Raw genomic sequence first — 10901 nt, forward strand, 5'->3', positions numbered from 1 at the left:
CAATGGCTACTGTAACTATTGAATATGATTAGCATATCGTCAGGAGCTAAATCTTAGCATAAGATTGCTCCTAGCCTTCAGCAATAATTTTATTTATCATTCAACAATTACTTGTCTAGTAATAGTCTTGCAATTTGATATAAAGTCATCCCTTATTACTTGATTATATTCCTCATAAACAGCCACACTGATTAATTCTTTAATTAGTTTTTATATAATTCCCCATCAATATAAGCTCCTAAGTTATCAATGCCCTAAACCAACTTTGGGCCACCCTCTAATTCGACTCTATGATCGAGAATACTATCAAGAAGTACGCATCTAAGTATGCTAAACAAAGGCTCTATCCTTCATTGGACGAATAGATCTGATGTCTAGATGCTCTCCATGAAATAGAATTGGTCCCCTTAACTCCTGCATTCTAATTTGGACATCACTGCTCTCAATTAATGACTAAAATGTAGATTCAACGTAGGTCACAACGTCAGATTAAGCCATACTAGAACTAAACGACCACGTGTTATTATGGTAACTTGAGATTACCGATAAGAGACAACCTGATGCGCTATTCATTAAACCATAAAGCTGAAACTCGCCAACGTTTAATTGAACAAGCAGGTAGCTTGGCTAAAAAAAATGGTTTTGCGACAACAGGGGTCGATGGATTGATGGCCTCTGTTGGACTCACAGGTGGAGCATTCTACAGTCATTTTAGTTCTAAAAATGAGCTATTTAAAGAAATTATTCAAAAAGAACTCATGGACACACTAAAACGTTTCCTGCCTGAAGATGCTAATAGTTCAGCAGATGCATTACGACAATTACTTGCACTTTATCTAAGCCCTACACATGTAAAACATCCAGAATTGGGATGCCCACTACCGATATTAAGTAATGAAGTTGCGCGCTCAACAGATGATATCAAGCAAGTGTATGAATCCAATGTCATAGAAATTCAGCAATCATTAGCTCAGATTTTAAAAGATGAAGATACGGCTTGGGCAACACTTGCTTTAAGCATGGGGGCAGTCAGTCTGAGCCGTGCAATGTCAAGTGACAAAACAAAAAAACAAATCTTGGAGGCTTGCAAAAACTTTATAAATCGATCACTTGATCATTTAACAAACGAAGATTCATCTAATGAACAGTCACAGTAATGACCTCTCTATATTCGAAGAGCTCAATCTTTAGCCTTTTGCTAAACCAATAACTCATCAATATATTTAAATTAATCCCGACTTCCTCAAAAGTAATTAAGGCCCCCAGTCATTGACAAGCCTACCTCAATAGAATAACGTTAGTTTACCTTACGAACGTTTACTTATAATAAATCTAATTTTTTGCTCGGAGTTCACCATGGCATCTGAAAAAACCGCCTGCATCCTCTGCTCACGTAATTGTGGTTTAGAAGTCGAGATTGAAAATGGAAAGTTTACAAAGATCCGCGGTGACAAAGATCATCCGCTGACCAAAGGTTATATCTGCCAAAAAGCAGCGCGTCTGGAACACTATCAAAATCATGGTGATCGACTACAATTTCCACTCAAGCGTGAGGCCAATGGCACATTCACAAGGGTCAGTTGGGATGAGGCTCTGACCGACATAGCTCAAAGACTGCTCGACATCCGTAAACAGCATGGCGGGGATGCCTTTGCTTTTGTCGGTGGAGGTGGTCAAGGCAACCATATCGGCGGCGCCTATAGTCGCCAAATCCTATCAGCCATGAAAAGCCGTTATGCCTACAATGCACTTGGGCAAGAAAAAACTGGAGACTTTTGGCTCAATGGCCGCTTATTTGGTCGTCAAACCTGCCATACAACTGAAGATGTCGAACATGCAGATTATGTACTTTTTATCGGGACCAATCCTTTTCAGGCTCATGGCATCCCCAATGCCCGCGACACCTTAAAAGAAATCAAAAAAGACCCGAATCGTACCATGGTGGTGATTGATCCGCGTCGCTCTGAAACTGCCAAACAAGCCGATATTCATTTACAAGTAAAACCTGGTACCGATGCATACTTGATGTCCGCAATGTTGAGTATCATTGTACGTGAGAACTTACATGATCGTGATTTCCTGACCAAACATTGCACAGGTTTTGATCAGGTCGAGCAAGAACTTTTGGCTATCCCTATCGAGGAATACGCACAGCGTGCAGATGTCCCATTGGCAGATATTGAACGTGTCGCACGGGGCTTTGCAACGGCAAAGACCGCATGTGTACGTATTGATCTAGGCATACAACAAACCTTGCATACCACATTAAATGGCTATTTGGAAAAACTACTGTATTTAATTACTGGTAACTTCGGCAAAAGAGGTGGTAATAATCTGCACACCTTCTTTCTACCACTCCTTGGTCATACTGATGAGCGCAAAAAAAAGAATGGTAAATCACTCAAACTCACTGCCCATCACAAAATGTACCCAATTGCAGGCATCTATCCGCCCAATATTCTGCCCGATGAGATCGAACATAAGGGCGAAAACCGTATCCGTGCGGTGTTTGTTGACAGTTCCAACCCGCTCATGACCTATGCCGATACACAAGCCTATGAACGTGCGTTCAAAAAGCTTGAACTCCTCGTGGTCGTCGATGTGGCCATGACTGAAACGGCTCATCTTGCACATTATGTCCTGCCCGCAGCCTCACAATTTGAAAAATGGGAAGCCACTGGGTTTAACTTGGAATTTCCAGAAAATGCCTTCCATTTGCGTCATGCGCTCTTCCCTAAACTCAGTGAGTCGCTCGGTGAACCCGAAATTTATACTCGATTACTTGAAAAGATGGAAATCCTGCCTGATCGTTTCCCGCTGCTTGAAAGAATAGCTAAACATGAACCCAAAGCGTCTAATCACTTGGTGTACATGACTGCAATTGGAGCAACATTGGCGCGCAATAAATCATTGATTCCTTTTGCTGCCTCAATTCTTTATCGCACATTGGGTAAGGCACTTCCGAATGATGCAGCAGCAGCAGCACCTCTTTTGCCCCTTGCCATTCAATATACCCAAACCCATTATAAGGCGGTGCGTCGAGCAGGCTATCAGGGTAATCGTTTGACGCTAGGCACAGTGCTCTTCAATGCCATCCTCAATAACCGAGCAGGTACCTTACTCAGTAAGCATGAATTCAAAGATATATGGTCGTTGATTCAAACTTCAGATAAACGCGTCCATCTGGCGATTCCTGAAATGTTCAGAGAACTACGTGCATTGAAATCAGAAGTTATGCCGGGTGCAGATTATCCGTTCATCCTAATGGCGGGGGAACGTCGCAGTTATAACGCCAATCAGATTTACCGTGATCCTAACTGGCGTAAAGTCGATCCCCATGGGGCGATGCGCATGCATCCTGATGATGCCAAGCATCTGGAGCTGGAAGATGGGTCACATGCTATCTGTGAATCCGCAACAGGGATGATCAATGTGGTCATTGAAATTGATGATGCAGTACGTCGTGGGATGGTCACCCTGCCGCATGGTTATGGTATGCGCTATCAAGGCAGTGCCCCGATTGGACCTGAGCTTAATCGTCTCACCTCAGGGACTCATTGTGATCCCCTATCTAAAACCCCTTTTCACAAACATGTCCCTGTGAACATTCGTAAAGTCGAAAAAATTGATCTGGAGCAAGTGCTATGACCTTTATCGTGATGGAAGAGTGTATTCAATGCAAACATACAGACTGCGTTTCAGTCTGCCCAGTCGACTGCTTCTATGAGGGGCCTAATTTTCTGGTCATTGACCCTGATGAATGCATCGACTGCGCCTTATGTGAACCGGAGTGTCCTGTTGATGCCATTCGCGCTGAAGAAGAAGTGCCCGCAGATCAGATCAAGTTTGTTGAGTTGAATGCCGTTCTGGCCAAACACCCCAACTGGACGCAAATCACGAAGCAAAAACCCGCCTTACCTGATCATGAAAAGTGGACTAAAGTCGCTGGGAAATTGGCTCAGTTAGATCGCAATGGTGCCTGATATGGGAGCTGTGCATCCGATAACCGCAAACGAGGTAACCACCGCGCCTGTACTGATTGACAGCTTTGGTCGTCAAATTACCTATTTGCGTTTGTCTGTCACGGATCGCTGTGATTTCCGTTGTGTATATTGCATGGCAGAAGACATGACTTTTTTACCCAAAGCACAGATTTTAAGCCTAGAAGAGCTATATCAGATATCGGCCGCATTCGTTGCACTGGGTGTGACCAAGATTCGTTTAACAGGCGGAGAACCCCTTGTTCGAGCCAACCTGCCTTCACTGGTTGAACGCTTAGCAAAATTGGATAGGTTAGCAGAGGTAACCCTGACCACCAACGGTGCCCGTCTTAAACAGTTTGCAATCCCCCTCAAAAACGCTGGGCTTGATCGAATCAATATCAGCCTCGATAGCCTAGACCCCACACGCTTTCATGAACTCACGCGCACTGGTCATCTGCATGATGTTTTGGATGGTATACACGCGGCACAAGATGTGGGCTTTGAACGGATCAAATTAAATAGTGTCATCTTGCGCGGACGCAATGATGATGAAATCCTGAATCTGGTCCATTTTGCAAGACGCGAGCAATTGGATCTTACGTTTATTGAAGAGATGCCACTGGGAATTATTGATGAACATAATCGGGCAACGGCTTATATCTCCAGCGATGAAATATTAGAGATTATTCAACAAGAGTTCTTACTAACCCCCACTCTAGAGAATACAGGTGGTCCAGCAAGGTACTACAAAACAACGAACAGCCCGACACGTATTGGCGTTATTTCTCCGCATAGTCGTAACTTCTGTTCGAGTTGCAATCGTGTTCGATTAACGGCTGAAGGACGTTTAATACTCTGTCTGGGTAACGAACATTCTGCTGATCTGCGCAGCGTTATACGAACACACCCCAATAATCAGAATGATTTACAGACCGCGATTCTGGCGGCTATTCCGATGAAACCAGAAACACACCATTTTAACCTCAACGAGTCGCCCCAAATTGTTCGTTTTATGAACATGACTGGCGGCTAAATTTCCAAGAGATTCTGTTATGTCCAACATGGCCCATGAAACCGTACTCAGCGTTCATCACTGGAACGATACCTTATTCAGCTTTACCACAACGCGCGATCCTGGCCTGCGTTTTAAAACAGGGCAGTTTGTGATGATTGGGCTTGAAGTTGATGGTAAGCCGCTTATGCGTGCTTATAGTGTGGTCAGTGCTCATTATGAAGATCATCTTGAATTTTATAGCATTAAAGTGCAAGAAGGCCCTCTCACCTCTCGTTTACAACACCTACAAGTTGGCGACAAGCTTTTGGTTTCACGTAAACCAACGGGTTCACTCATTATAGACAATTTAAAGCCGGGGAAAAATCTATATTTACTGTCCACGGGTACAGGTTTAGCACCTTTTATGAGTGTAGTACGCGATCCTGAATTTTATGATGCTTTTGAAAAAATCATCCTGACTCACGGTGTCCGTTGGAAAAGTGAATTAGGCTACTTTGAACATATCACAGAAGACCTACCTGCACATGAGTACTTTGGTGATCTAATCAAGAATCAATTGATTTATTACCCAACCGTAACACGTGAAGAGTTTGCCAAACAAGGACGCTTAACCGACCTGATTGAGTCAGGGAAACTCTTTGAAGACATCAATTTGCCGCCATTCAATCCAGAGACGGATCGCATCATGATTTGTGGCAGCCCAAGTATGCTTAAAGATTTGGTGGATATACTAGAGACACGTGGTTTTGCCGAAGGTACCAGTCATGCACCAGGTGATTATGTCATTGAACGTGCATTCGTTGAAAAATAGAAGATGATTAATTCATGACTCAAACTTATGGCCCAGCTCAACTCATCCACTCCCCGACGACAACGCTAGAAAACTGTGCAAAAATTGTTTTTGCACAGCACTAGACAACAATAAGCAATTTTTTGGAAACTTCATGTTATCGCTAAAATTAGCCATTGAACTATTGAGTAATCAATGTCTAGATGTTTTTTGGTGCATTGGATATTGCATGAGGTATCCTTGCGATTTACTGGATACCTTTCGGACAAAATCGGACACCGTAAGATCCTAATCGTATCGCTCTTGGTGTTTTCATTTGCATCTGTTTTTCTGGCACAGCCATGGGCATGACTAGCCTAATTATGATCCATGCCTTGATAGGTATTTCTGAAGGTCCCTTCTGTCCAACCATTTTGGCAGTAACAGTAGTCGCTACCAAACCATCACGTCGTAGGGCTTTACAAAGCTTGCAACAAAGTAGTTTGCCTTATTTGATCTAAGTTTGGGCCAATCATTACTACTCATTGTACTCTCTTGGCATGAAGTACTTTTGGTTATGGCGATCCTTGGTTTATTCTGCAGCGTGTTTGTTTTTGTCTTACGTGAACCACAGTTCAATCAAAATGGTCAAATACTTATGTTCGAAAAACAGGGAGAATCCCACGAACTGGATGGCATTGCTGAAAACAGCAAGGTATTATTCAGCATGATTAGCCTATTTTGTACCATATCTTGCGTATTTATCATCAGTGCAATGGTGCCACTATGAAATACAATAACTTATAGTCGATCGTTTAAGAATAAATTCTTGATTAATTGTTGCTACGACTTTTAACTTATATGAGACTATTCAAGGTTTAAAAACTATAAAAAATTTTTTGAATGCTATAGTGTTTATGCCATATAAGACTGATATTTTAACTTTTTTGATCAAATTGAACCTATCATTAACATAATTCATACTCAAATGTATTTACTAGAAACTCACAAGGGCAACTAACTGCACGGAAATATCATAATGAGGTTCCTCATAAAATATGATTTACTGATTAATATTGAATTCTTAAAAACTTATTGTTATTAAAATTAAATTCTCTGAAGAAAATAATCAATTACTGCTTTTAAGGCTGCTGAATGATTCCGATGACTTGGGTAATACAAATAAAATCCAGGAAAACTAACACACCAATCATCCAAAACATTCTCCAATTGCCCAGATTGAATATACGGCAATACTTGCTCTTCTAATGAAAATGCAACACCAAGCCCATCCAAAGCGGCTCTTATCATTAAATCGGCATCATCTAGAATGAGCGTGCTTTTAACAGCCAGATTAAGCTTTTGGTCTTCTTTTTCAAAAGGCCAACTATATAAAACCTGACTATTGATTTGACGCCAGCCAATACAATTATGATCTAACAAGTCTTTGGGAGATATCGGTTTAGGGTACTTCAAAAAGTAAGCTGGGCTAGCGACAATTGCAAATTTAAGGCTTTTAGAAATTGGAATAGCTTTCATGTCTTCTTGAATACTTTCACCTAACCTAATTCCAATATCAAAGCCACTGTCAATAATATCGATAAACTCTTCATTTGCAGCAATTTCAAAAGTAATGTTCGGGTAAAGTTTGCTTAGAGCTTTAATGTGTGGAAGAAAAAATAAAATCAAGGCTGATCGTGGAGCATTAATTTTCACAATGCCCTGAGGGCTGCTACGAAAATCATTTAGACTTTCCGTTGCTGAAAGAATGTCACTATAAGCTGGTAAAATTTTATTAAGTAAATGACTACCAGCTTCTGTTAAAGAAACACTACGTGTTGAGCGATTTAAAAGTCTGACCCCGAGCTTCGCTTCTAATACTTTCATGGAATGACTTAATGAAGATGGCGTTACATTTAATTTTGCAGCCGAACGCCGAAAACTCTTTTCTCCAGCAATAACCACAAATGCCCAGAGCTCATCAAAATTTGCTTTTGCCATATCATTATTATACTGATTAATTCATCAGTTCATTGAATTTTGTCTATATTGTATCCTGTTTATTAAACAATACAATTTCTTTAACACATCTAGAAGTTTGAGAAATTGTATGATTTCAGATATCCAAAAAGTTTCAGGTCGTTTAGAAGGGAAAGTAGCTTTAGTTACTGGCGCAGGTACAGGTATAGGTAAAGCGACAGCTTTATCTCTTGCAAAAGAAGGTGCTCATGTTGTACTTGCTGGACGAACTATCTCATCTCTTCAGCAAGTATCTTATGAAATAGAAACATCCTATGGAGTAGGTAAAACCTTTATTGTCCCAACCGATATTGATGATTCAAATCAAATTCAAAAACTTATAAATCAAATTATCCAAACCTATGGTCGGCTTGATATTGCATTTAATAATGCTGGTATCGAAGGAAGTTTCGCACCGGCGCATCTCATGGATGAAGAAGATTTTGATAAAACGATCCTGACCAATCTAAGAGGTACATGGTTAGCCATTAAGTATCAGATCACTGCCATGATGAAAACTAAAACACCCGGAGTGATTGTTAACACTTCCTCATGGTTAGCTGTTGGCGCCAGTAGTGGTTCATCTGCATATTCTGCTAGTAAAGGTGCTCTTGACTCCATGATACGCGCGCTTGCACTGGAAATTGCCCCATTACAAATTCGAATTAACAACGTAAATCCAGGGATTATTGATACTCCAATGTTTAGGCGCTTTGTTGATGATGAAACTGCCAAACCATATATTGCCTATACCCCTCAACAAAGACTAGGACAACCAGAAGATATAGCAAATACAGTAACCTGGTTGTGTACAAATGAAGCTAGTTTTATCACTGGGCAATCTATTCTTATCGACGGTGGCTTCTCAATCGCAGGTTTACGATAAAGGAAGATTCTAATGATTAAAAAATTAACCATTATTAGTATATCTCTTCTTGGCATTGCAAATATTGCCTATGCCAATGAAAAAAATATCGAAAAGACCGCTTATGTTGGTAAAGCACATAATACCATTGCACCTGATAATCATCTTTATCAGTATGGAATAGCGGATGCTTTTATTGAAGGTTTATATAAAGGGTCTAAAAGCATTGGAGAGATCAAAGAGCATGGTAACTTTGGGTTAGGTGCACCAGATTTGCTTGATGGTGAACTCATTCTAGTAGATGGGAAATTTTATCAAACTACCTCTACTGGTCAGACTCATATCGTATCTGATGAATTCAAGACCCCTTTCAGTTTTGTCACTTTTTTCAAACCTGATCAAAGCTTCTCAATTAGCCAGCAAATGAGTCAAGAGCAGTTTTTTGATTTTATTAATAATAAGCTCCGAAGCTTAAACAAGATGTATGCAATCAAAATCACTGGAAAATTCAAAAGCATCAGAACCAGAGCATTTCCACCAGTCAATGCCCAACAAGCCCCCTATTTTACCCCTCTATACAATATGATGGATAAACAGGTGGAGCTAAATTATGAAAACACTAGCGGCACTCTTGTCGGTTATCGGTTACCAGAGTTTTTGAATGGTATTAATATTGGAGGTTATCATTTCCACTTTTTATCTCAAGACCAGAAACAAGGCGGACATGTTTTAGGATTTGATGGAAGTAACTTAAAAATAGAACTTGCAGAGTTAAAAAAGTTTGATCTTGAAACTCCACAAGACCAAGACTTTCAGAAATTTAATTTTTCAAAACCTGATTCATCAGGAAAAATTCATCAAGTAGAGTAGTCATAACTTTTGTTGAAAATATAGAAACAGATAAGGGTTAACCCTTATCTGTTTCTATATTTAAGTTATAGCAATATTTTGATTCACTTTTATCTTTTCTAATAATTTTTGCTTTATATTTCATTAACTGGAGATTTAAAAATATTTGGTATACCGAATTTTTATTAAAAGTGATCATGCTTTTATAAGTATGACAAAATAAATTACGCCATTCCCCCTAAAAACCTTACACAGTTGAGTATTATAGTTACTACTATAAATAATAGAAATCCCCAAGCACTAACATAGATAAATCATAAATACAGTTAATCAAAATCTGGAAATATAGATTTCTCCAAGTTTATTTTAGATAAATTTTTACAATTTATTTTCTTAGATATACCTTCAAGAAGAACCCAACACCCTTGATTATTTATATAACTATCAGCAATGCACTCAAAGACAATACCATCCCAATAATCTTCAAAAGTATTTGGATCACTTGTAAAAACCACTAAATCTCCCTTAACCAGTGCATTATTACCATATAAAACATGGAGTTTCATAGATCTATCATGTTGTTCAATTATATTAGATATTTCTAAAACCATTACATTCACACAATACTTATATTATTTTAAGACTTAGATAAAGTCTTAAAATAATATAGTTCAAAATATAAATTAGATTAAAATAAAATTTACTAAAATTCGACTTGTACCGTTACGGTGTCTTGATAAACTCCCGCAGGGGTAGTATCTGCATTTTCATCAGTAATTTTGGTAGTAAAAACATAGTTCTGCTGCGTGACCGCATCATGCACACCCGGATTAATAGTCGCATTTAAACTCGACCAACGTTCACTACCACTTCCCCACCGATCATTAGATGAGTTTTTAAAAATATCATATTTTAAAAATACATTGCCCGATTGAGACTTCATCGCTCGTTGGTCACCATTTTGTGGCGATAAACCATTATTTAGACTGACGTAATATGGGGTCTTTAAAGAACATCGAATTCCCATAGAAGACTGTACAGGTTCAAGCTTCGATGCAAACGCAGCCGTACCGAAGTTAACATCTTGAGTTAAAATTCGGCAGTCTGGAAGAACCGTAACAGATAATGAGCCAAGTGAATCTACGCCACTTCCCCAGTTAAAACCAAGACCTAATACCCCCCGTGAAAATCCAGGGCTTTCAAAGAAAAGTCCAATCCCAGCAACAGCAATTGCTGGGACAGAATAAAACCATTTTACTTTTAAAGAAGTATCAGCTCGATACACACCTGGCGATACACTTTGTCCAGCTGGTAACCGTATATAAAAAGGTAAATTTCCATCTGGACCACTAAAGAGGTTAACCAGTGTAAAACTACTCATATCTTTTTCTTGGCCTAGAC

11 protein-coding genes are annotated in these 10901 nt (G+C 39.6%); 8 read left to right on the forward strand and 3 right to left on the reverse strand.

Going from position 1 to position 10901, the window contains the following annotated elements; all coding sequences use genetic code 11:
• Positions 1 to 560: 560 nt before the first annotated feature.
• From RMB03_RS00285 to RMB03_RS00310, 6 genes are all read left to right on the forward strand, one after another.
• On the forward strand, positions 561 to 1157 hold the full coding sequence (locus tag RMB03_RS00285; RefSeq protein WP_281834503.1) for a TetR/AcrR family transcriptional regulator: 597 nt from the start codon (positions 561 to 563) through the stop codon (positions 1155 to 1157).
• A gap of 199 nt (positions 1158 to 1356) precedes the next feature.
• Complete coding sequence (locus tag RMB03_RS00290; protein WP_311073036.1) at positions 1357 to 3648, forward strand: molybdopterin-dependent oxidoreductase; 2292 nt, start codon at positions 1357 to 1359, stop codon at positions 3646 to 3648.
• Complete coding sequence (gene fdxA, locus RMB03_RS00295) at positions 3645 to 3983, forward strand: ferredoxin FdxA (RefSeq protein ID WP_311073038.1); 339 nt, start codon at positions 3645 to 3647, stop codon at positions 3981 to 3983. Before RMB03_RS00290 ends, fdxA begins: the two co-directional genes overlap by 4 nt.
• 1 nt (position 3984) lies before the next feature.
• Positions 3985 to 5016: a GTP 3',8-cyclase MoaA gene (gene moaA / locus RMB03_RS00300; protein ID WP_311073039.1), complete on the forward strand. Its 1032-nt coding sequence runs from the start codon at positions 3985 to 3987 to the stop codon at positions 5014 to 5016.
• A gap of 19 nt (positions 5017 to 5035) precedes the next feature.
• A complete protein-coding gene (locus RMB03_RS00305; RefSeq protein WP_311073041.1) occupies positions 5036 to 5809 on the forward strand; it encodes a ferredoxin--NADP reductase in 774 nt (257 codons plus the stop codon).
• Positions 5810 to 6135: 326 nt separating this feature from the next.
• Entirely contained in the window at positions 6136 to 6288 is a 153-nt protein-coding gene (locus RMB03_RS00310; protein ID WP_281834513.1) for a hypothetical protein, read from the forward strand.
• 586 nt (positions 6289 to 6874) lie between these two features.
• On the opposite strand, the gene RMB03_RS00315 is transcribed toward RMB03_RS00310, so the two are convergent.
• Positions 6875 to 7768, reverse strand: coding sequence for a LysR family transcriptional regulator (locus RMB03_RS00315; protein WP_281834514.1), 894 nt, complete (start codon positions 7766 to 7768; stop codon positions 6875 to 6877).
• A gap of 97 nt (positions 7769 to 7865) precedes the next feature.
• On the opposite strand from RMB03_RS00315, the gene RMB03_RS00320 reads away from it, so the two are divergent.
• Both RMB03_RS00320 and budA read left to right on the forward strand, forming a co-directional pair.
• The gene (locus RMB03_RS00320) at positions 7866 to 8672 is read left to right on the forward strand and encodes a glucose 1-dehydrogenase (protein WP_311073045.1); all 807 of its coding nucleotides are present in this window, start codon (positions 7866 to 7868) and stop codon (positions 8670 to 8672) included.
• A gap of 12 nt (positions 8673 to 8684) precedes the next feature.
• Entirely contained in the window at positions 8685 to 9521 is an 837-nt protein-coding gene (gene budA / locus RMB03_RS00325) for an acetolactate decarboxylase (protein WP_311073047.1), read from the forward strand.
• Between the two features lie 305 nt (positions 9522 to 9826).
• Here budA and RMB03_RS00330 read toward each other — a convergent pair whose 3' ends face one another.
• Together RMB03_RS00330 and RMB03_RS00335 are read right to left on the reverse strand one after the other, a co-directional pair.
• Complete coding sequence (locus tag RMB03_RS00330) at positions 9827 to 10120, reverse strand: hypothetical protein (RefSeq protein ID WP_281834516.1); 294 nt, start codon at positions 10118 to 10120, stop codon at positions 9827 to 9829.
• Between the two features lie 83 nt (positions 10121 to 10203).
• Positions 10204 to 10901: spore coat protein U domain-containing protein (locus RMB03_RS00335; protein WP_311073050.1), on the reverse strand; the 698-nt coding region annotated here is incomplete at its 5' end.

It is taken from the genome of Acinetobacter sp. V91_7 (assembly GCF_031799075.1).
GTDB lineage: Bacteria > Pseudomonadota > Gammaproteobacteria > Pseudomonadales > Moraxellaceae > Acinetobacter > Acinetobacter calcoaceticus.

Excerpts from the sequence above, each read along its gene's own strand:
- RMB03_RS00315 (WP_281834514.1), bottom strand. The coding sequence starts at position 7,768 with ATGGCAAAAGCAAATTTTGATGAGCTCTGGGCATTTGTGGTTATTGCT.
- moaA (WP_311073039.1), top strand. The coding sequence starts at position 3,985 with ATGGGAGCTGTGCATCCGATAACCGCAAACGAGGTAACCACCGCGCCT.
- RMB03_RS00310 (WP_281834513.1), top strand. The coding sequence starts at position 6,136 with ATGACTAGCCTAATTATGATCCATGCCTTGATAGGTATTTCTGAAGGT.
- RMB03_RS00285 (WP_281834503.1), top strand. The coding sequence starts at position 561 with ATGCGCTATTCATTAAACCATAAAGCTGAAACTCGCCAACGTTTAATT.
- RMB03_RS00290 (WP_311073036.1), top strand. The coding sequence starts at position 1,357 with ATGGCATCTGAAAAAACCGCCTGCATCCTCTGCTCACGTAATTGTGGT.
- budA (WP_311073047.1), top strand. The coding sequence starts at position 8,685 with ATGATTAAAAAATTAACCATTATTAGTATATCTCTTCTTGGCATTGCA.
- fdxA (WP_311073038.1), top strand. The coding sequence starts at position 3,645 with ATGACCTTTATCGTGATGGAAGAGTGTATTCAATGCAAACATACAGAC.
- RMB03_RS00305 (WP_311073041.1), top strand. The coding sequence starts at position 5,036 with ATGTCCAACATGGCCCATGAAACCGTACTCAGCGTTCATCACTGGAAC.